The sequence below is a fragment of the Xenorhabdus ishibashii genome (assembly GCF_002632755.1).
In the GTDB taxonomy this organism is placed as follows: Bacteria; Pseudomonadota; Gammaproteobacteria; order Enterobacterales; family Enterobacteriaceae; genus Xenorhabdus; species Xenorhabdus ishibashii.
On sequence record NZ_NJAK01000001.1, the window covers coordinates 1104190 to 1125233 of the forward strand.

At 44.3% G+C, this 21044-nt stretch carries 18 protein-coding genes; 5 read left to right on the forward strand and 13 right to left on the reverse strand.

What is annotated here, in order from left to right:
* The first annotated feature begins 53 nt into the window (after nucleotides 1–53).
* The 4 genes from Xish_RS05170 (at nucleotide 54) to proS (ending at nucleotide 3904) form a co-directional block, all read left to right on the forward strand.
* The gene (locus Xish_RS05170) at nucleotides 54–869 is read left to right on the forward strand and encodes a MetQ/NlpA family lipoprotein (protein WP_099116993.1); all 816 of its coding nucleotides are present in this window, start codon (nucleotides 54–56) and stop codon (nucleotides 867–869) included.
* Between the two features lie 102 nt (nucleotides 870–971).
* Nucleotides 972–1367 (forward strand): Rcs stress response system protein RcsF, encoded by a 396-nt coding sequence (gene rcsF / locus Xish_RS05175; protein WP_099116994.1) that lies wholly within the window; start codon nucleotides 972–974, stop codon nucleotides 1365–1367.
* A 30-nt stretch (nucleotides 1368–1397) separates the two neighbouring features.
* Nucleotides 1398–2105 carry a tRNA (N6-threonylcarbamoyladenosine(37)-N6)-methyltransferase TrmO gene (gene tsaA, locus Xish_RS05180; RefSeq protein WP_099116995.1) on the forward strand — a complete coding sequence of 236 codons (708 nt, stop codon included), beginning with the start codon at nucleotides 1398–1400 and terminating at the stop codon, nucleotides 2103–2105.
* Nucleotides 2106–2182: 77 nt separating this feature from the next.
* Nucleotides 2183–3904, forward strand: a complete 1722-nt coding sequence (gene proS / locus Xish_RS05185; protein ID WP_099116996.1) for a proline--tRNA ligase — start codon at nucleotides 2183–2185, stop codon at nucleotides 3902–3904.
* 81 nt (nucleotides 3905–3985) lie between these two features.
* Here the strand turns inward: proS and nlpE are convergent, their stop codons facing one another.
* The gene (gene nlpE, locus Xish_RS05190; RefSeq protein WP_341865751.1) at nucleotides 3986–4672 is read right to left on the reverse strand and encodes an envelope stress response activation lipoprotein NlpE; all 687 of its coding nucleotides are present in this window, start codon (nucleotides 4670–4672) and stop codon (nucleotides 3986–3988) included.
* A 321-nt stretch (nucleotides 4673–4993) separates the two neighbouring features.
* On the opposite strand from nlpE, the gene rof reads away from it, so the two are divergent.
* Nucleotides 4994–5257, forward strand: coding sequence for a Rho-binding antiterminator (gene rof, locus Xish_RS05195; RefSeq protein WP_074020298.1), 264 nt, complete (start codon nucleotides 4994–4996; stop codon nucleotides 5255–5257).
* A gap of 127 nt (nucleotides 5258–5384) precedes the next feature.
* On the opposite strand, the gene tilS is transcribed toward rof, so the two are convergent.
* The 12 genes from tilS to rseP all read right to left on the reverse strand — a co-directional run bounded on the left by tilS (nucleotide 5385) and on the right by rseP (nucleotide 21041).
* Entirely contained in the window at nucleotides 5385–6761 is a 1377-nt protein-coding gene (gene tilS / locus Xish_RS05200) for a tRNA lysidine(34) synthetase TilS (protein ID WP_099118678.1), read from the reverse strand.
* 31 nt (nucleotides 6762–6792) lie between these two features.
* Nucleotides 6793–7710, reverse strand: a complete 918-nt coding sequence (locus Xish_RS05205; RefSeq protein WP_099116997.1) for a DMT family transporter — start codon at nucleotides 7708–7710, stop codon at nucleotides 6793–6795.
* 197 nt (nucleotides 7711–7907) lie between these two features.
* Nucleotides 7908–8867: an acetyl-CoA carboxylase carboxyl transferase subunit alpha gene (gene accA / locus Xish_RS05210; protein WP_099116998.1), complete on the reverse strand. Its 960-nt coding sequence runs from the start codon at nucleotides 8865–8867 to the stop codon at nucleotides 7908–7910.
* Between the two features lie 12 nt (nucleotides 8868–8879).
* The gene (dnaE, locus tag Xish_RS05215) at nucleotides 8880–12362 is read right to left on the reverse strand and encodes a DNA polymerase III subunit alpha (RefSeq protein WP_099116999.1); all 3483 of its coding nucleotides are present in this window, start codon (nucleotides 12360–12362) and stop codon (nucleotides 8880–8882) included.
* Nucleotides 12363–12390: 28 nt separating this feature from the next.
* Nucleotides 12391–12981 carry a ribonuclease HII gene (rnhB, locus tag Xish_RS05220; protein ID WP_099117000.1) on the reverse strand — a complete coding sequence of 197 codons (591 nt, stop codon included), beginning with the start codon at nucleotides 12979–12981 and terminating at the stop codon, nucleotides 12391–12393.
* A complete protein-coding gene (lpxB, locus tag Xish_RS05225) occupies nucleotides 12981–14165 on the reverse strand; it encodes a lipid-A-disaccharide synthase (protein WP_099117001.1) in 1185 nt (394 codons plus the stop codon). The genes rnhB and lpxB overlap by 1 nt, the downstream gene beginning before the upstream one ends.
* A gap of 7 nt (nucleotides 14166–14172) precedes the next feature.
* On the reverse strand, nucleotides 14173–14970 hold the full coding sequence (gene lpxA / locus Xish_RS05230; protein ID WP_099117002.1) for an acyl-ACP--UDP-N-acetylglucosamine O-acyltransferase: 798 nt from the start codon (nucleotides 14968–14970) through the stop codon (nucleotides 14173–14175).
* A 3-nt stretch (nucleotides 14971–14973) separates the two neighbouring features.
* Nucleotides 14974–15426: a 3-hydroxyacyl-ACP dehydratase FabZ gene (gene fabZ / locus Xish_RS05235; protein ID WP_092517739.1), complete on the reverse strand. Its 453-nt coding sequence runs from the start codon at nucleotides 15424–15426 to the stop codon at nucleotides 14974–14976.
* Nucleotides 15427–15588: 162 nt separating this feature from the next.
* Complete coding sequence (gene lpxD, locus Xish_RS05240) at nucleotides 15589–16617, reverse strand: UDP-3-O-(3-hydroxymyristoyl)glucosamine N-acyltransferase (protein ID WP_099117003.1); 1029 nt, start codon at nucleotides 16615–16617, stop codon at nucleotides 15589–15591.
* Between the two features lie 4 nt (nucleotides 16618–16621).
* Nucleotides 16622–17119, reverse strand: a complete 498-nt coding sequence (gene skp, locus Xish_RS05245; RefSeq protein ID WP_099117004.1) for a molecular chaperone Skp — start codon at nucleotides 17117–17119, stop codon at nucleotides 16622–16624.
* A gap of 153 nt (nucleotides 17120–17272) precedes the next feature.
* On the reverse strand, nucleotides 17273–19654 hold the full coding sequence (gene bamA, locus Xish_RS05250) for an outer membrane protein assembly factor BamA (RefSeq protein ID WP_099118679.1): 2382 nt from the start codon (nucleotides 19652–19654) through the stop codon (nucleotides 17273–17275).
* 34 nt (nucleotides 19655–19688) lie between these two features.
* Entirely contained in the window at nucleotides 19689–21041 is a 1353-nt protein-coding gene (rseP, locus tag Xish_RS05255; RefSeq protein ID WP_099117005.1) for a sigma E protease regulator RseP, read from the reverse strand.
* Between the last annotated feature and the right edge of the window lie 3 nt (nucleotides 21042–21044).

Below are 21044 nucleotides of genomic sequence, written 5' to 3' on the forward strand. Positions count from 1 at the left end.
CGCAGTAACTTGATAAGACAGGTTATAAATCAGTATTCAATAGGGGTGAAAATATGTCAGTAAAATTGAAATCCATTGCTACAATCAGCGCATTATTAGGTACATTGATTCTTGCTGGTTGCGGACAGGAACAACGCGATCCAAACCATATCAAAGTTGGTGTTATTGCAGGACCTGAACTTAAAGTTGCTGAAGTTGCTAAACAAGTGGCTAAAGATAAATATGGCCTTGATGTTGAGCTGACAACATTCAATGATTACGTTCTGCCAAATGAATCATTGAGTAAGGGTGATATCGATGTGAATGTCTTCCAGCATAAGCCTTTTTTAGATCAACAAGTGAAAGAACGTAACTACAAATTGGCAATTGTTGGTAACTCTTTCATTTTCCCAATGGCAGCCTACTCCAAAAAAATTAAGTCACTGGATGAATTGCAAGATGGTTCTCAAATTGCCATCCCCAACGATCCGACTAACCAAGGCCGCGCTCTACTGTTATTACAAAAACAAGGTCTTCTCACTCTGAAAGAGGGTGTTGGTCTGCTGCCAACGATTTTGGATATTACCGGCAATCCTAAGAACTTAGATATCGTACAGTTGGAAGGACCACAATTGCCACGTTCACTGGATGACCAAAAGATTGTTTTCGCGATTATCAATAACACTTATGCGGGACAGATTGGTTTAACACCAGAGCAAGATGGGATCTTTGTTGAAGATAAAAATTCACCTTACGTCAATATTATTGTCAGCCGCGAAGATAATAAGGACGCAGAAAATGTACGAAAATTTGTGCAAGCGTACCAATCTCCAGAAGTAGCAAAAGAAGCCGATGAAGTCTTCAAAGGTGGTGCAGTAAAAGGCTGGTAATCTTTCCTATTCAGTCGTTCAAGATTAAAATCATTGGGTGGATACTTTTATCCACCCATTTTTATTCTCACTGACGCTATTACAATACAAGGATTCAACTCAATGCGTGTGTTACCTATCTGTTTCATAGCGCTCTTTATAACTGGGTGTACTTCATTGCCAACCCAGTCCAATAAATCTGGTATATCGGAACCGGAGTTGAAACATCAGTCCATCAAGAAAAATAAGATGCCCTCTTATGTCCGTCTATATACTAAGCCAGATGAACTTTTAGGTTTACCATTTAAAGAGTTAGGTATTGTAGCCGGAGAATCCTGCCGTAATACGCTGCAAGACTCTCCCGCCAGTATCGCCACTGCACGGCAAAATATGCTGACAAAAGCATCTTATCTAAACGCAAACGCGGTCTTACTTCATCAATGTGCGATTTTACCTGGCCAAGGCTGCTACCAAATTGCCATTTGCGAAGGAACTGCATTACTAACAACCAATAAATAACTGTGTCTAAATTATTATAAAAAAGTGCTCATGGCAGATTTTCATTTTACGCAAATAGGAACCATTCATTCTCCCTATAAAGAGAAATTTGCCATTCCCCGTCAACCGGGTTTGGTTGAAGATGGTACAGGGCAGCTAGAATTACTTGCGCCTTACAATCAGGTTGATGCAGTACGCGGGCTGAAGCAATTCAGTCATCTATGGATTATTTTTGTGTTCCATCAAACCATGGATAGTGGCTGGAATCCATTGGTGCGCCCACCCCGTTTGGGAGGAAACGCCAAAATGGGGGTTTTTGCCACCCGTTCAACCTTCCGCCCCAACCCAATCGGCATGTCATTGGTGGAATTGAGAGATATTCAATGCGAGAACAACCGCGTCATTTTGGAACTTGGTAGCCTGGATTTGGTGGATGGTACACCGGTTATCGACATCAAGCCCTACCTGCCTTTTGCCGAATCACGTCCAGAAGCCAAGGCTGGTTTCGCCCAGACAGCTCCCGCAGCAGACATGGCAGTTAACTTCTCACCAGAAGCAGAATACCAACTTTTATCCCACAAAACCCATTACCCTCATTTGAGACGCTTTATCAGCCAAGTATTGGCTCAAGATCCTCGTCCTGCCTACCGTAAAAAAGCGCAGGAAGACCGTATATACGCCGCTCATCTCTTGGATTTTAACGTCCGCTGGCGAGTTTTTAATGCCATAACAGAAGTGGTTTCTATTGAACACCATTAAAACTCCTTTTGACATCGCAAGCTCGCTGGTAGACTAGCGATTTGTCTTTATTTTTCGCTATCCAATGGAAACTTACTATGCGTACTAGCCAATATCTGCTCTCTACTTTAAAAGAGACGCCTGCTGATGCAGAAGTCGTCAGTCATAAACTGATGCTTCGTGCTGGAATGATCCGTAAACTCGCTTCAGGCCTATACAACTGGATGCCAACCGGTGTCCGCGCATTGAGAAAAGTTGAAAACATTGTTCGTGAAGAGATGAATAATGCGGGAGCGGTTGAGGTTTCCATGCCAGTAGTTCAGCCAGCAGATTTGTGGCAGGAAAGTGGCCGTTGGGAACAATATGGCCCAGAATTACTGCGTTTTGTTGATCGCGGTGAACGCCCTTTCGTTTTGGGACCAACTCATGAAGAAGTGATTACTGATCTGGTTCGTAACGAAGTTACTTCCTATAAGCAGCTTCCGCTGAATTTGTTCCAAATCCAGACCAAATTCCGTGATGAAGTTCGCCCACGTTTTGGTGTTATGCGTTCACGTGAATTTATCATGAAAGATGCATACTCTTTCCACACCAACCAAGAGTCCCTGCAAGAGACTTACGATAAGATGTACGATGCTTACAGTAAGATTTTTACCCGCATCGGCTTAGATTTCCGCGCAGTTCTGGCTGATACGGGTTCAATCGGTGGAAGTGCTTCTCATGAATTCCAGGTTCTGGCAGACAGTGGTGAAGATGATATCGTTTTCTCTACCGATTCTAACTATGCGGCTAATATTGAGTTGGCAGAAGCTGTGATGCCCTCTCAGGAGCGAGCGGTTCCGTCTGAAGAGATGCGACTGGTCGATACACCAAACGCCAAAACGATTGCTGAGCTGGTCGAACAATTTGATCTGCCAATTGAAAAAACCGTTAAGACTCTGATCGTTCATGCCGCAGAAGAAAGCGGACATAAACTCATTGCCTTGCTGGTACGTGGTGATCATGAATTAAATGAGATCAAAGCAGAAAAATTGCCTATGGTAGCCAGCCCGCTGACTTTCGCTACCGAAGAAGAAATCCGTGCCATTGTGAAAGCAGGCCCTGGCTCTTTAGGTCCAGTCAACCTGCCTATGCCTATCATTATTGACCGTAGCGTGTCTGTCATGAGTGATTTTGGTGCTGGCGCCAATATTGATGACAAACACTATTTCGGCATTAACTGGGAGCGTGATTTACCTCTACCAGAAATGGCTGATATCCGTAATGTCGTTGAAGGAGACGCCAGCCCTGATGGTAAAGGAACGCTGTTAATCAAGCGTGGTATTGAAGTTGGTCATATCTTCCAATTAGGCACCAAGTACTCTGATGCCCTGAAAGCCACTGTGCAAAATGAAGATGGGCATAATCAAATTATCACTATGGGATGCTATGGGATTGGGGTCACCCGTATCGTTGCAGCGGCCATTGAGCAGAACCACGATGATCGTGGTATTATCTGGCCAGATGCTATCGCCCCATTCCAGGTGGCTATTCTGCCAATGAATATGCACAAATCTTACCGCGTGAAAGAAGTTGCTGAAAAATTATATGCAGACTTACGTGCCAGCGGCATTGATGTCATTTTCGACGATCGCAAAGAACGCCCTGGCGTTATGTTTGCTGATATGGAACTGATCGGTGTACCACATACTCTGGTTATCGGTGATCGTAACCTAGATAACGGTGAGATCGAATATAAACACCGCCGCACTGGTGATAAGCAAATGCTGAAACTGGAAGATATTGTTGATTACTTGAAGGGTCATATTCAACAAGCTTAATTTTGTTTGTCAGCGTTAATTAAGAAAACCTGCGTATTCATTACGCAGGTTTTTCAATGAGTTATGCACCGCTATTATCTATTATTTTTTAGTATGGCAGGAAGAGGTTTTATCAAAACGAATTTTACCTGTTTGAACGATTGCATGCTCAAACAGCCCATCTTCCATTGAAGGGCGAAGCGTATAGTAGCCTTCTACTTCCACATAAACAGGGGTTCCACCTTCTACTCCCATGGCGCTATAGCCACGTTCTAAATCGATATTTTCCGCAGCATCATAACGCTTTCCTGTACCGCATTCCGTAAAGAGAGCGGAATCAGCAAAATAGCTGTATTCTCCGGTCAGCTTTTTCGGTTTGATTTTATCTAATTCATAATTGAAACTTGATTGAATGGGATCACCGTTGATATCCAGCAAACCTAAGTTTTCGCCTTTCATCTGATAATAAGATTTTTGACCGTCTTGATCACTTAAGACAATCTTTTTACCATTTATCACCCAATGACCTGTTTCAAAGAAAGTATTTTCCTCATGTTTGGCTTCCAAATAGGTTTGCCCCAATATATATGTCCCATCTTTAGCAAGTTGTAAGGTAGTCTCGATACCTGCACAATCGGCACAAGGCACAACACCACTAAACACTTTCTCTGTTGGCTGATACTTTTCCTGAGATACAAAGCTCTCCTGAGTTACGGAAGTATTTTGACACCCCGCAGCGGTGAACACACCAGCAACCAACAATACAAGCAATATTTTTTTATTCATCATTCGATCCAATAAATTCAAAAGATAACCCTTTGATTTCAAGTTAAGCATAAGGTGTACATAACAAGATTGACATTACTCCACTGAGTTGCGAAATGCACGGAGAGAGCAATCAAATAGCATGACTTTATTTTATGGCGTAATGGTAAGATGCAAGTTTAATCTGCTTCCTGTTTTAACGACATTCCCACCGACTTATTCAGTCATCACGAGAAGCTTACTGTGCTATAGTCGTAAGTAGCATTTTGCATTTGATTTGGGTCAATCACGGGCGGCACGATAACCGCCACTAACATGTGGTAAGCAAAATAGTGGTGAGCAAATATGTCTATAGATAACGAAGAATATCAACCCATTAACTGTGATGATTACGATAACCTTGAGCTGGCATGCCAACGTCAGCTACATTTGCATCTCCAATTGCGAGATGGTGAAACATTTGAAGGAAAAGCTAATAAACTGATTTTAAGAAAAAAAATTGAATATCTTCTCATCGATTCAAATGAAGGAACCCGTGAATTAAGGTTAGATTACATTATCAGTTTCAGCAATCCAGAGATTGGAACGATTGTTATCGAGCATTCTTAAATCTGATCGCCAATAACGATTAGGATCTTCTGCCAAAAGTCCTTATTTTATATAAGGACTTTTTATGTAAAAAGAAATTTCCAAAACCCAATCAGTAACGTCTACCACTACGTGACCAACTATACCATTAAATATGAAGTGCAATTGTCTTCCACTGAACTGAAATTCCTTCGTCATCCGGCAAATTTTGCCCTTCTTTTGTGATGAAAACCCCCAATGCGGCTATCAGTTTTTCGTTGTAATAGAGCAAAGGAATTCTTTCCCTAAGCCAAGGCGCAATCCCAAACTCTTGCCACAGTTTTTTACTGTGACGGGAATGTTGTCGTCCCACAATGCTAATATTGCCCCGAACATTATTACCCCGAACACTATTACCCTGAAAACCAAAACGAATTGTCACTTGCTCATTACTGTTTGGCTTTCTCACTGTAATACCGTTTTCTTTAGAACAAAACAGCGTTCCCAATTCATCTGGTAACGTCAATGCCTGCTGTAAATCCCATTCAAGAATCGTTCCCGCCAGATCCTGGTATTGGGGAAGTAGCCAAAGTTGCTGCCGATAACGACGAATATCATATTGCCCTAATCTAAAACGCGGCTCCGCATCTTGTCTGGCAAGTGCCACTTCTGACCAAATGCGTTGAAGCTGCTCGCGTGCCGGCATTTTTACCCCACACTGATTGAGCCATCGCCGCAACAACGCATTTCGTTTTACTTCAGAACTGTCTTCCAGAGGAGGAATAGAGATCGAACCTTCCGCTGTAATCAATGAATCCAAAGATTCTTTCAGTAATTCATCCAGCAATTGTTCTTGCTCGCCACACAAGCTGGCACTGCGGGAAACGGCTTGTGAGAAATGAGGCCAACGCTGATGGAGTAACGGCATGATATTCAGTCGCAGGAAATTACGGTCATAACGCTCATCTTGATTACTGTCATCCTCTACCCACTGTAATTTTTGTGTCTGTGCGTACTCTTCCAATTCTGCACGACTTACATTTAGCAATGGGCGAATCAATGTCGTTCCCGCAAATGGCATTCTGGCAGGCATGGAAGATAATCCTGCCGGACCACTGCCCCGTTTCAGTGCTAATAAAAACGTTTCTGCCTGATCATCAAGATGCTGCGCCGTTATTAAAACTTCATCCGGCTGTAACTCACGTTGGAATGCGTGATAACGTGCATTTCGCGCCGCAGCTTCAATCCCATTCTGGCGAGTATTAAGCTGGACTTTTTCGGTTCGGAAATCTACCTGCCAGTCAGCACAAATCTGGCGACAATGTTCGACCCATAAATCCGCCTTTGGGTTTAAGCCATGATGAATATGGATTGCCCTTAACATCATTCGTTCACTATTCAGTTGATAAGATTGATTTCGCAAACGAACAAGTAAATGTAGCAATACGGTGGAATCCAATCCACCGCTAAATCCGACCAAAATCTTTTTATGCTGACCAATTTGTTCTGCCAATGTCATAAATAAAAGATCATGAATATTTGCCATTATGGAACCAAACCTTTTTTCATTTGCCTGATCAATCCTCAATCAGATCATCCATCAATTCATTTTGTTCGGAATTCTTTCTTTTAGCACTGATACAGAGTAATCCAGAAATAATCACCAACACTAACCCAATCACATAGGCAGGGACAAACGCATCACCAAAAAACAATATGATCCACATCATCGACAAGACGGGCGATAAAAATAGGATTGAGGCAACCTTATGGGAATCAGGGCCATTCATGGCCTTAAACCAAATAATATAAGAAACCCCATTCAGTATGATGCCGTTAAGTAATGTTGGCATCAGAGAATCACTGACAGGCAAGTTAATGCTGCTGAAAGCAAACATAAATACCGCGGAAACTAAGGTAGAACAGAGAAATACCCAAAATGTACTAATATAGGGATCAATAGCAAACTGCTTCGATAATACTGACATTAATGCAAAACAAAATGCTCCACTAAATACCAGCAACAATGCCTGTGGATGTTCCACCGCAATCTCGGTAATATTTCCTTTCGTGAACGTGATCACAACAGCCATAAAGCCCATTGCAATGCCAATCATTTGCTTGATCGTCAATTTTTCTTTAAACAGGAAAAATGATAATCCAATAATCATTAACGGCCAGCTATATTGGATTACCAACACAGCAACACCATTTTCAATGGAATAGCCATAGTAAAGCAGCAAATAGAAGAAACAATCCAAAGCACCTAAGATCAGAACTTTAAGCATAACGGGCAAAGGAATGAATAAAATTCCTTTCCAATTTCTCCCCATCATGAGGGCAACGACAAATACCGCTAAAACAGACAAAATATTTGACCAGAATAAATATTGGAAGTGATCCATCTCTTTCTGACCAAAACGCGATATAGCAGGAATAAAACTCCAGATAAACACGCAGGAAAACGCATAAATAATATATTTATATTTGGCCATAGAAAAACTCAACTTATTATTTTAAAGCCCAGCCCACAAGGCACCTATTCCATCCCAATGTTATTGGGCATGATAATATTAGATTATATATGCCGTAATGATTTCGCCCTTACAAACAACAAAACAGGTGGAAAAATCAGAGAGTTATCACTTCTCCGTATTTCCACCTGCGATTAGCGATTAAAAATTTTCAGATCTTAGCAATAACCGTACTGCATTAAACGTTCATAACGACGGTTGACTAATTCTTCACTGTCCAGTTCGCTCAATTCAGAAAGATCAGCCAACAGTTGAGTCTTCAATGTTTCAGCGATTTCTTCATAGTGGCGGTGCGCTCCGCCCAATGGCTCAGGAATGACAGTATCAATCAGATTCAACTCTTTCAGACGTGGAGCTGTATTCCCCATTGCTTCAGCCGCCAATGGTGCTTTTTCAGCACTTTTCCACAAAATGGAAGCACAGCCTTCAGGAGAGATAGTAGAGAAGGTGCTGTATTGCAACATATTGACTTTATCACCAACACTAAGCGCTAACGCTCCACCAGAACCCCCTTCGCCAATCACTGTACAGATGATAGGGACAGAAAGATGGGACATTTCACGCAGGTTACGGGCAATGGCTTCTGACTGACCTCGCTCTTCTGCACCTACCCCAGGATATGCGCCAGGCGTATCAATGAAAGTAATGATTGGCAATTTGAAACGTTCGGCTGTTTCCATCAATCTCAATGCCTTGCGATAACCTTCCGGTGATGGCATACCAAAATTGCGGCGGATTTTTTCTTTGGTTTCACGCCCCTTCTGATGGCCTATCACCATGACAGGACGACCATCAATACGCGCTAACCCTCCCACAATGGCCTTGTCATCAGCATAGGCACGATCACCCGCTAATTCTTCAAAATCCGTAAATATGCGCTGAATATAATCCAATGTATAAGGGCGCAGTGGATGACGTGATAGCTGGGAAATTTGCCATGCCCCTAAATCAGCGAAAATTTTGCGAGTCAGCTCTAGGCTTTTTTCCCTCAGACGCTGGACTTCTTCATCCAGATTGATATCTAGCTTTTCATCTTGACGGCTAACTGCGGTAAGCGAATCAATTTTCGCTTCCAGCTCGGCAATTGGCTGTTCAAAATCCAGAAAATTCAGACTCATAATGTTCCTATTCTAGTCAAATTCTAATTCTACCTGCTCATTACCCAGCAGAGTTCGCAGATCGGTCAAAAGGGTGTCTGTTGGCGTTACCCGCCATGTCGCCCCGAATCGTAAACGGGCGCGGGCATCTACCCGCTGGTAATAAAGATGAACCGGTATTGTACCTGAACGGTGTGGCTCCAATGCACCACGGAGACGGCTCAATAATTGTTCATCAATTTGCCTGTCTGATAACGAGATAGCAAGCCCACGTGCAAATTTTTCACGTGCCTCACTGATATCCATTAGTTCACGAACTGTCATTTTAAGCCCACCGCTGAAGTCATCAAAGCTGACTTGTCCGGTAGCAATCAAAATCTTGTCCTGTTCTAATAAATGCTGATACCTTTCCAATGCATCAGAAAACAGCATGATTTCCAGACGTCCTGAACGATCATCTAATGTACTGATACCAATCCGGTTTCCCCGTTTGGTTGTCATTATTTTGGAAGCTAATACCAAACCTACCACAGTTGTTACCTGACCACGAGGTGTCGGGTTCACATCTTTTAGACGTAATCCATTGGTATATCGTTCAATCTCTTTCAAATAACCTGTAATTGGGTGTCCAGTTAAGTACAAACCCAGCGTTTCCCGCTCACCATCTAATACCACCTGATCTGGCCATTTTGGTGTGCTGGCATATGAACGCTCAACTTGCTCTGGTTCTTCAGCTAATACGCCAAACATATCTGTTTGACCTGTGGCTTCGGCTTTGGCATGTTGATCCGCAGCTTTCAAAGCACCTTCCAGAGAGGACATCAATGCCGCACGATGTGGTCCTAACCTATCAAAGGCACCGGACATAATCAGCTTTTCCATCACACGGCGGTTTATCTTTTTGATATCAACGCGTGCGCACAGGTCAAATAGCTCTTTGAAATGCCCCCCTTGCTGTCGGGCTTCAATAATCGCTTCAATCGGCCCTTCCCCCACACCTTTAATCGCACCAATGCCGTAGACAATTTCTCCATCATCATTGACATGGAAATGGTACAGGCCGCTATTAATATCAGGAGGAAGAACTTTCAGCCCCATGCGCCAACACTCATCCACCAGCCCAACGACTTTTTCGGTGTTATCCATATCCGCAGTCATCACAGCAGCCATAAATTCTGCCGGATAGTGCGCTTTCAACCATAAGGTTTGGTAAGAAACTAACGCATAAGCTGCTGAGTGAGATTTGTTAAAGCCATAACCCGCGAATTTCTCCACCAAATCGAAGATTTTCATGGCGAGCGTACCATCAACGCCCTGTTTTACCGCCCCCTCTTCAAATACTGACCGCTGTTTAGCCATCTCCTCTGGTTTTTTCTTACCCATTGCACGGCGCAACATATCTGCCCCGCCAAGGGTATAACCGGCTAAAACCTGTGCAATCTGCATCACCTGTTCCTGATACAGAATGATACCGTAAGTTGGCTCCAATACGGGTTTTAAGGATTCATGCTGCCATTCAACATCAGGATAGGAGAGTTCTTCCCTCCCATGTTTACGGTCGATAAAGTTGTCTACCATACCTGATTGCAACGGCCCAGGACGGAACAGTGCCACCAATGCGATCATGTCTTCAAAACAGTCAGGACGCAGGCGCTTGATTAAATCCTTCATTCCGCGCGATTCAAGCTGGAACACGGCCGTGGTTTCAGAGCGTTGCAGCATATCGAAACTTTTTTGATCATCCAGCGGAATAGCCGTGATATCAATCGGTTCCAGACCCTTCTTAGCACGGCGTGCATTCACCATCTCAAGTGCCCAGTTGATGATGGTTAGGGTTCTCAGGCCAAGGAAGTCAAACTTAACCAAGCCGGCATATTCCACATCGTTTTTGTCAAACTGGGTAACTGGGTTCAGCCCCTCAGGATCACAATAAATCGGTGCAAAGTCAGTAATTTTGGTTGGTGCAATGACAACACCACCAGCATGCTTACCTGCGTTACGTGTGACACCTTCCAGTTTGCGCGCCATGTCGATCAGCGCCTTAACCTCTTCATCCGCTTCGTAAATTTCAGGTAGCTGTGGCTCGGCTGCAAAGGCTTTTTCCAGTGTCATGCCGGGATCAGGAGGCACCAGTTTGGAAATTCGATCCACAAAGCCATATGGGTGTCCAAGGACACGCCCAACGTCGCGGATAACCGCTTTCGCCGCCATCGTACCAAAAGTGATGATCTGTGATACCGCATCTCGTCCATACATGTCTGCTACGTGATCGATAACCTGATCACGTTTTTCCATACAAAAATCGACGTCAAAATCGGGCATAGAAACACGTTCAGGGTTAAGAAAACGTTCAAACAGCAGATCGAATTCCAGCGGATCGAGGTCGGTAATTTTTAACGCATAAGCGACAAGGGAGCCGGCACCAGAACCTCGTCCTGGGCCAACGGGAACACCGTTATCTTTTGACCATTGGATAAATTCCATCACGATCAGGAAGTAACCAGGGAATCCCATCTGGTTGATAACGTTCAGCTCAATATCGAGGCGTTCATCATATTCTGGACGTTTCTGCGCCCTGAGTTCCGGATCGGGATAGAGAAACTCCAGACGTTCTTCCAGCCCTTGCCTGGATTTTTCAATGAGAAAATCTTCAGTGCTCATTTCTCCCGTCGGAAACTGCGGCAGAAAATACTCACCAAGACGGATTGTGACATTACAGCGTTTAGCAATTTCTACGCTATTTTGTAACGCTTCAGGAATGTCTGAAAAAAGCTCACACATCTCCTGTTCACTGCGTAGATATTGCTGAGGGCTGTAATTTTTAGGGCGTTTCGGATCAGACAGGGCATAACCATCGTGGATAGCAACCCGAATTTCGTGGGCTTCAAAATCCTCACTCTCAAGAAAACAAACGTCATTGGTTGCCACAACGGGAAGATTTTTTTCTGACGCCAGCGCCACAGCAGCATGAAGATAGTTTTCTTCATCCTGACGTCCAGTGCGGATCAACTCAAGGTAATAGCTGTCAGGAAAATGTTCCTGATAAAAATCGAGGCAGTGATCCACCATCACACGATTGCCACGCAGCAGGAATTTACCCACGTCTCCCATGCGCCCACCCGACAGTAGGATCAATCCGGTTTTGTATTTGACCAGCCATTCCCGCTTGATAGTGGGACCAATTGCGTTATAACCTTTTTGATAAGCCTCAGAGATCAGCAAGGTCAGGTTTTGATAACCTTCATTATTACGGGCAAGGATCGTCAGATGGGCATATTCATCGCCCAATAAATCACTTTCCACATAAAAATCCGCACCAATAATTGGCTTGATACCGGCATCGTGGGCACTGCCATAGAACTTCACCAATCCACACAAGTTGGTAAAATCCGTGATCGCAAAAGCCGGCATTCCCAATTTGGCGATTTTTTTCACCAATGAGCCGGTCTTAGCCAAGCCATCAATCATTGAATAATCACTGTGAACACGTAAGTGTACAAAACGTGGTTCTGTCATAGTCTGTCCAGATACTTATCCCAGATTTTTATCCAAGACCTAGCGCCCGTTTAACTGGCGCAAAACTCTTACGATGATGCTGCGTAGCGCCCAAAGAAGCCAATTTTTCCAGATGAAGGGGCGTAGGATAACCTTTATGTTTCGCAAATCCGTAGTCAGGGAACTGTTTATCCAGCTCTGTCATTTCCCTGTCACGTGTTACTTTGGCAAGAATAGAAGCGGCGCTTATTTCTGCAACCAGGCTATCCCCCTTAACGACGGCTTGAGCTGGCATAGCTAATGCCGGACATCGATTGCCATCAATCAGGACATAATCCGGTGTGAGTGCCAACCCTTCAACCGCTCTTTGCATAGCAAGCATTGTGGCGTGGAGGATATTGAGCTGGTCTATTTCGTCCGGCTCTGCACGACCGAGACTCCAACACAAGGCTTTTTCTTTTATTTCCAAATACAGCGCCTCACGGCGTTTTTCCGTGAGTTTTTTTGAATCCATTAAGCCTGCAATGGGTTTAGCCGGATCAAGAATAACCGCCGCAGTGACAACAGCACCTACCAATGGGCCACGCCCAACTTCATCAACACCGGCAATCAAATTCGCCTGTGGATAAATAAAATCCATTATCTTCTCGCTAATTCCAGAACAGCTTGCGCAGCCTGTTCATCGGCATCACAGCAAATGCTCTCATGTAGATGCAAGAACGTTTGTTTCAACGTTTCCACATCTGCACCACCTTGCAAAAGAGGTAACAACGCCTCTGATAACGCTTGTGGTTCGCATTCATCCTGTAGTAACTCTCTGACTAATTCTTTGCCTGCCAGCAGGTTAGGCAAGGAAACATAAGGTGTTTTCACCAAGCGTTTTGCCAGCCAGTATGTAAAAGGTTTCATTCTATAGCCTACCACCATCGGGCATTTGGCCAGCATACACTCCAGTGCTGCCGTACCGGATGCAAGTAAAGTGGCATCGCTGGCAATCATGGCCTCGCGCGCTTTCCCCTCCAATAAATGGAGCCGCAGATTCGGAGCTATCTCATCTTTAATTTGCAGGAACTGTTCACGCCGTTTGGCATTAACTAATGGAACCAATACATGCAGGTCGGAAAATTTTCCCTGCAATAATTGTGCGGTTTTTAAGAAATCAGCACTGAGCATTTCAACTTCAGCATGACGACTGCCGGGCAAGATCGCCAGACAGTGCGCAACCTCTGGAATACCCAAAATTTTTCTGGCGGCGGCTTTATCCGGTTGCAAAGGTATTGCATCTGCCATCGTATGCCCAATAAATCGGCACGGAACGTTAAATCGATCGTAAAAAGCTTTTTCAAAAGGTAAAAATGCTAATACCAAATCCGTCGCCCGACCAATTTTAAACACGCGTCTCTGACGCCATGCCCATACTGATGGGCTAACGTAATGGATCGTTTTAATCCCCTGCTGTTTCAGTCGGCCTTCCAAGGTGATATTGAAATCAGGAGCATCAATGCCAATAAACACATCCGGCTTCAAGGCGGTAAAACGTGCGGTTAAGTCTCTGCGTATTTTCAGCAAACGGGGCAAACGTCCCAAAACTTCAACGATCCCCATTACTGCCAGCTCTTCCATCTCATACCAGACTTCACAACCTTCTGCCTGCATAAGAGGGCCAGCAACACCGACAAAACGGGCGTGCGGAATTTTTGTTTTCAATGCGCGAATCAGCCCTGCCCCAAGGATATCACCGGATGTTTCTCCGGCGACTAAACCAATTGTCAGCGGGCGCTGATTATCAACAGAAGAAAAGGTAGTCAAAGGAGTATCCTTCATCTACTTATTAACGAATAATGCCACGGCTGGATTTTGAGGAATTTTCCAGAAAATCACTGAATACTTTCACATGCGTGTTATTTTCTGCCTGAAGATCAATTTCTTGTCTGGCTTCTTCTAACGTTTTTCCGCTGCGATAAAGTGCCTTATAGGCATTACGGATCGCATGCAGCGATTCTTTGTCAAACCCACGACGCTTCAGGCCTTCGATATTCAATCCGAAAGGTGTCGCATGATTCCCTTGTGCAATGACGTAAGGAGGAACATCCTGGGCAACGCCGGAACAACCACCGACCATCACGTGAGAACCAATTTGACAGAATTGATGCACGGCTGTCATTCCACCAATAATGACGTAATCACCCAGAATAACATGCCCGCCTAATGTACCATTATTCGCAATGATACAACGATCACCAACGATACAGTCATGGGCAATATGGGCATTAATCATCAACAGGTTGTCACTGCCAACTTTAGTCACTCCGCCACCCTGAACAGTGCCTCTGTGGATAGAAACACTTTCACGGATACGATTACGGTCACCAATTTCAACGCAGGTAGGCTCCCCCTGATATTTGAGATCCTGATTGACCTCACCGATGGAAGCAAATTGATAAATCTGGTTATCGCGGCCAATCTTGGTTATCCCATTAACCACAACATGGGATTTCAATTCAGTCCCTTCACCAATCTCAACTTGGGCCCCGATATAACAAAATGGGCCAATGCGAACATTGGCACCAATAACAGCTCCCTCTTCAACAATGGAAGAGGGATGGATAACAGCGGTTTGATCAATCATGGATTAAGCCTCACGACGGCGAGCACACATCATTTCAGCTTCGCAAGCCACTTCTCCATCGACTTTCGCTACGCCCCTGAAACGCGCAACTCCGCGACGTTCTTTAATAAATTCTACTTCCATGATCATTTGATCACCTGGCAGAACCGGACGCTTGAAACGAGCGCCATCAATCGCTGCAAAGTAATACAATTCACCTGGCTCCAGTGATCCAACACTTTTGAACGCCAGAATGCCCGTCGCTTGAGCCATTGCTTCAAGGATCAAAACACCAGGAAAAATAGGCTTACCAGGGAAATGTCCCTGAAAGAATGGTTCATTAAATGATACATTCTTGACTGCGCGCAAAAATTTACCTTCCTCAAAATCTAACACACGGTCTACCAACAAAAATGGGTAACGGTGAGGAAGTAAATTTAAAATCTCTTCAATTTGCAGAGTATGATTATCACTCATCTAAATACTCTTCCTGTCATATAAGAATCATAATATTAACGACACGGCCTGCGTTAACTCCAAATTCAGAGTTATCAGGCAGGCCGCAAAAATCAAAAGCACAACCAAAAATGCTAACAAAAAACGTTTAATCAAAAATGTCTATCCAAGATTCGGGTATGATTACTCGTTTTCACCTTTCAGTTGGCGTTCAACTGACTTCAAGCGCTTATTCATCTCATTGATGTTCATGATTAAAGCGGCAGTCTTGCGCCAAACTTTGTTCGGTTGTAACGGGAATCCCGACGAATATACGCCAGGCTCTGTAATTGGGCGTATCACCATGCTCATACCAGTCACGGTTACTTTGTCACAGATTTCCATGTGCCCATTGATGACACTAGCTCCACCAATCATACAATAACGGCCAATTTTCAAACTGCCCGCCATAATGACTCCACCAGCCACTGCGGTGTTGTCTCCAATTGTCACGTTGTGGGCAATCTGACATTGGTTGTCTATGATAACACCATTACCGATGACAGTGTTATCCAATGCGCCGCGATCAATTGTCGTGCCAGCGCCGATTTCAACGCGATCTCCGATGACTACTGTGCCTAGCTGTGGAATTTTAACCCAATTTCCACGCTCATTGGCATAACCAAAACCGTCAGAACCTATAACAGTCCCCGATTGGATTAGACACGACTCACCAATTTCAACATTATGGTATATCGATACATTGGCCCAAAGACGGGTTCCTGCACCAATCTGCGCATTTTTTCCAATAAAACAACCCGCACCAACGATAACATTATCACCAAGCATAACGCCGGATTCGATAACCGCATTGGCACCCACCGCCACATTTTTGCCCAGTACCGCCTCAGAGGAAATAACTGCTGATGGGTGGATATCCTGTGCAGGTTTCGGTGTTGTATCCATAATTTGCGCCATGTGTGCATAGGCAAGGTAAGGATCATTAACAACTAACGCGGCAACTTTGCAGTAAGGGAGATCTGCTTCGCGCAATACAACTGCCGCAGCCTGACAGGTAGCAAGCTTGTCAGTATAACGACTGTCAGATAAAAATGTAATTTGCTCGTTATTTGCTGAATACATCGGTGCAATACCGGTGATGACGATATCGCCATCACCGCGCAATTGCGCATTCAACTGCTGAGCGAGATCAGCCAATCGAATTGAAACCATCTACTTACTTAACCTGTTTCAGTACTTCTGCAGTGATATCTTTACCAGATGCAGAATACACTGCTGTACTCGCATCCAGAACAACATCGTAACCTTCTTTGCCGGCAACCACTTTAACTGCATCTTGGATACGGTTCAGAATTTTACTGCGCTCTTCCATTTGACGATGGCGGTTGTCGTTTTCAAAACTTTGCGCTTTCTGAGCAAAGTCATCACGTTTCGCCATCACTTCTTTTTCCAATTTTTCGCGTTCACTGGCTTTCATGGTTGAGCCATCACGCTGTAATTTTTGGATCTTAGTTTGCAGATCAGATTCCATACGCTGTAATTCGGTTGCGCGGCCTTTAAACTCATTTTCCAATTGTTTTGCCACAGCTTCACGGGCAGGTAACTGTTGGAAAACCTCAGCAACGTTCACTAAAGCAATTTTATCTGCCGCCTGTACACCCGCAGAGAACGCTAATGCTAGACCCAAACTTGCTGCACACAATATTTTCTTCACTATAAACTCCTTTGACCTACGCTATTTTTACAGATTGGAAGACTTTAGAGCCTATCCCATTGAGCTGTGTCATTTACCTTTTTGAACCTGGGATCCACTCTTCATATCGCTCTATCTAATAATAGGGCGATTTTTACCAAAAATGATTAATAATTACCAAACTCCGCCAATATTAAACTGGAACTGCTCTGCTCTATCACCTGCATATTCCTTAATTGGCTTCGCATAAGAGAAGCTCAATGGCCCTAATGGTGATATCCATTGCAAAGCAATACCGGCCGAAACCCGGATGTTATTTGGCTTACTATAGTCTGGCACTCCAGCTTCAGTCTTATCCCAGTTGGTATCCCACACGGTTCCCGCATCCACAAATAGCGAAGTCCGCAAGGAGTTAGCATATTTAGCATCCAAAAACGGTGTCGGGGTAATCAGTTCGAAACTAACAACTGCCGTCGCATTACCACCTACGGCATCGCGGGATGGGCTATTTTTCTCTGGTTTACTACTTTCATCTAAATAAACCGCTTTCGGACCGATATTATTCGACCGGAAGCCACGAACACTACTGGAACCACCGGCATAGAAGTTCTCATAGAATGGCATTTCCTTACCGCCAAAACCGCCGCCATATCCCAGACGTGTGCGTCCCATCAGCACCCATGAGCGATTATCATCCAGTGGATAATAAGCTGCTGAGTTCCAGGTGACTTTATAAAACTGGTTATCTGAGCCAGGAATTGTCACTTTCGTATCCAGAGATGATTTCAGGCCAGATGTTGGGAAGAAACCACGGTCAAGATTGTTGTAAACCCACCCTACGGTGACGGTGAAATCATTGGAGTCAAATTGTGCCTTGTCTTTAAAATTTGGATACTTATCCATTTTATTCCAATAACGCCACATCGCACGCTGTGGTCGCATGTTAGACAGAGAGTTATGTATATAACCCAGTCTAAATGACAGGCCATTATTTTCATTCAATGGGAAGCCGAGCGTTCCCTCAGTACCGTAAGCTTTATTAGTGTAATTCGAAAGATCAGCATCATCGGCGCGGAAATCGTTATAGAACATCCGCCCCCCCAAACTTACACCATCCACGGTAAAGTAAGGGTTAGTCATGGATAAATCGGCCGAGGTTGAATAATCATTTTTACTGGCGTTGATGCTGACGGAATTCCCCGTTCCCAACCAGTTGGCTTGTTGGAGGCCAACCTGGAAACCCATGCCGCTTTCTGTACCGAAGCTAACACCAAAGTTCATAGAACCAGTATTACGTTCTTTGACTTTGTAAACCACATCCACCTGATCTGGGCTGTCCGGTACACGTTCCGTTTCCACATCAACAGAGTCAAAATACCCTAATCGATTTAGGCGTTCTTTACCCTGTTCAACCAAATCACTCCCCAGCCAAGAGCCTTCCATTTGACGCATTTCACGGCGTAATACTGAATCTTTACTCACATCGTTGCCTGAAAAACGAATTTTACGCACGTAGAAGCGATTGCCAGCATCAACATTCACATGTAGCTTAACCGTCTTATCGGTATCGTTGATTTCAGGTTGTGTCATTACGCGAGGATAAGCATAACCGTGACGACCAAGCAGATTTTTGATGGCAGTTTCCATCTTGGTTACTTCTGCACCGTTATACAGCGAGCCTGGTTCGATTTTAGTCAATTCTTCGATTTTGGACTGGTAACCAGCTAAATTACCATTCAAATCAACATCTGCGATTTTGTACTGATCGCCTTCTTTGATATTGACAGTGATATAAATACCTTTCTTGTCTGGCGTCAGGTTAACCTGAGTCGAGTCAATATTGAAACGCGCATAACCTCGGTCTAGATAGAAACTGCGCAAGGTTTCAAGGTCACCTGCCAATTTTTGTTTCTGGTATTTCTGATCAGCCGTCATATTCCACCAGGGAACATCATCCCTAAGTTGGAATTGATTAAGCAATTCGTTGGTTGAGAAGGCTTTATTGCCAACAATATTAATTTGTTGGATCTTGGCAGAAACGCCTTCAGAGAAAACAAGCTTCAAATCAACACGGTTGCGGGGTAGTGGCGTGACAACCGCTTTTACTGTCGCGTTGTATTTACCAACACTGTAATAGAAATCTTCCAGTCCCTTCTCAATATTAGACAGCATAGTACGGTCAAGGGCTTCACCAACACGAACACGAGAAGCTTCAAGGTTTTGCTTGAGCATGTCATCTTTCACCGATTTGTTGCCGGTGAACGTAATGCTGGCGATGGTTGGCCGTTCTTTTACCTGAACAACAAGTGAATTGCCATCACGTAAGACACGAACATCTTCAAAGTTTCCAGTTGCGAATAATGAATGAATCGTGCGGCTAATATCTTCGTCACTAACCGTATCACCCACCCGAACTGGTATGTTCAGTAATGCTGCACCAACGGTGACACGTTGAAGACCATCAAAGTGAATGTCCCGAACCACGAATCCGTCTGAACCGTATGCAGTGGCGCTGCCGAACAGCAGCGACGCTATGAGCAACTTTTTCATCGCCATCGTTGTTATGCGTTTTCCTAACCGGTCTCCCGCCTTAAAAGCGAGAGAAATCATTGAAAAGTGCAAGCCCCATTAATAACACCAGTAACATAGCACCAATGCGATAACTGAAGTCTTGTACACGCTCGGAGACTGGCCCTCCCTTGATCTTTTCGATAGCAAGGAAAAGCAAGTGTCCACCATCTAGTACAGGTAATGGGAACAAATTAATGATCCCAAGATTGACGCTAATCAGCGCCAGAAACATTAAATAATACACCAAGCCAGAATCAGCCGATACTCCGGCACCTTTGGCAATGGAAATCGGGCCGCTCAGGTTATTAAGTTTTAAGTCACCTACAATCAATTTGCCGATCATATTGACAGTCAGCTTCATTAATTGCCAAGTCTTGTCTCCTGCCTCATAAATAGCAGAAAAAGGTCCATATTGCTGAATAACCTTGTATTCATCCGCTAGTGGAATGACTTTCAATTCGGCGCCAGCAAACCCTTCTTCACGACCGTTGGATAATTTCCTGACTTCAGGAGTCAGAGACAGGGAGATCATTCCACCAGCTCTCGCAACGTCCAATTTTAGAGGAACATCAGGATTCTTCCTGACAAAAGATGAAAAAGTGTGCCATACATCTACATCTTGATTGTTGACTTTAACGATCCTGTCCCCACTTTGTAAACCCGCTTTTTCAGCGGCTGAAGCAGGATAAACTTTTTCTACTTGCGAACTAAGCCGCGGTACAACGGGCATCATTCCCAAAGACAGCAAAACATCCTGCCTGGATGGATCGAAGGTCCATTGACTTAAATCCAGTGTTTTTTGAACACTATCAAGTGCATTCAGAGGCAAGACATCCATCGTTACCGATGTCGCCCCCACCTTACCTACCATAGCAAGACGTACTGAATTCCAATCAGGAGTTTCGATACCATTAACGGCTTTTAGTTCCATTCCAGGCAAAATATTTGCCTGTGCAGCAATCGAGTTTGGCTTAACATCCAACACTACCGGACGCACAGATGGCACGCCTATCACAAAAACCAGCCAATAAGCGATCACTGCCAGAATGAAATTTGCAATTGGCCCAGCGCTGATAACAGCCGCACGCTGGCCAATCGTTTTGTTATTAAATGCCATATGACGACGTTCGGGAGCAACTTCTCCAACCCGCTCGTCAAGCATTTTGACATAACCGCCAAGGGGGATAAGAGCGATAACGTATTCGGTTCCCTGTTTATCTGTACGACGCCAAAGCACTTTGCCAAATCCGATGGAAAAGCGTTCAACATAGATACCGCATCGTCTGGCAACCCAAAAATGACCAAACTCATGCACAGTGATGAGAACACCCAAAGCAACAATAAATGCAGCCAGATTCCAGAGAATATCCATTAC

Excerpts from the sequence above, each read along its gene's own strand:
- nlpE (WP_341865751.1), bottom strand. The coding sequence starts at position 4,672 with ATGATGAATAAAAAAATATTGCTTGTATTGTTGGTTGCTGGTGTGTTC.
- fabZ (WP_092517739.1), bottom strand. The coding sequence starts at position 15,426 with ATGAGTGATAATCATACTCTGCAAATTGAAGAGATTTTAAATTTACTT.
- lpxA (WP_099117002.1), bottom strand. The coding sequence starts at position 14,970 with ATGATTGATCAAACCGCTGTTATCCATCCCTCTTCCATTGTTGAAGAG.
- proS (WP_099116996.1), top strand. The coding sequence starts at position 2,183 with ATGCGTACTAGCCAATATCTGCTCTCTACTTTAAAAGAGACGCCTGCT.
- Xish_RS05170 (WP_099116993.1), top strand. The coding sequence starts at position 54 with ATGTCAGTAAAATTGAAATCCATTGCTACAATCAGCGCATTATTAGGT.
- rseP (WP_099117005.1), bottom strand. The coding sequence starts at position 21,041 with ATGGATATTCTCTGGAATCTGGCTGCATTTATTGTTGCTTTGGGTGTT.
- accA (WP_099116998.1), bottom strand. The coding sequence starts at position 8,867 with ATGAGTCTGAATTTTCTGGATTTTGAACAGCCAATTGCCGAGCTGGAA.
- rof (WP_074020298.1), top strand. The coding sequence starts at position 4,994 with ATGTCTATAGATAACGAAGAATATCAACCCATTAACTGTGATGATTAC.
- lpxD (WP_099117003.1), bottom strand. The coding sequence starts at position 16,617 with ATGGTTTCAATTCGATTGGCTGATCTCGCTCAGCAGTTGAATGCGCAA.
- lpxB (WP_099117001.1), bottom strand. The coding sequence starts at position 14,165 with ATGAAGGATACTCCTTTGACTACCTTTTCTTCTGTTGATAATCAGCGC.
- tsaA (WP_099116995.1), top strand. The coding sequence starts at position 1,398 with ATGGCAGATTTTCATTTTACGCAAATAGGAACCATTCATTCTCCCTAT.
- Xish_RS05205 (WP_099116997.1), bottom strand. The coding sequence starts at position 7,710 with ATGGCCAAATATAAATATATTATTTATGCGTTTTCCTGCGTGTTTATC.
- dnaE (WP_099116999.1), bottom strand. The coding sequence starts at position 12,362 with ATGACAGAACCACGTTTTGTACACTTACGTGTTCACAGTGATTATTCA.
- bamA (WP_099118679.1), bottom strand. The coding sequence starts at position 19,654 with ATGGCGATGAAAAAGTTGCTCATAGCGTCGCTGCTGTTCGGCAGCGCC.
- tilS (WP_099118678.1), bottom strand. The coding sequence starts at position 6,761 with ATGGCAAATATTCATGATCTTTTATTTATGACATTGGCAGAACAAATT.
- rnhB (WP_099117000.1), bottom strand. The coding sequence starts at position 12,981 with ATGGATTTTATTTATCCACAGGCGAATTTGATTGCCGGTGTTGATGAA.
- rcsF (WP_099116994.1), top strand. The coding sequence starts at position 972 with ATGCGTGTGTTACCTATCTGTTTCATAGCGCTCTTTATAACTGGGTGT.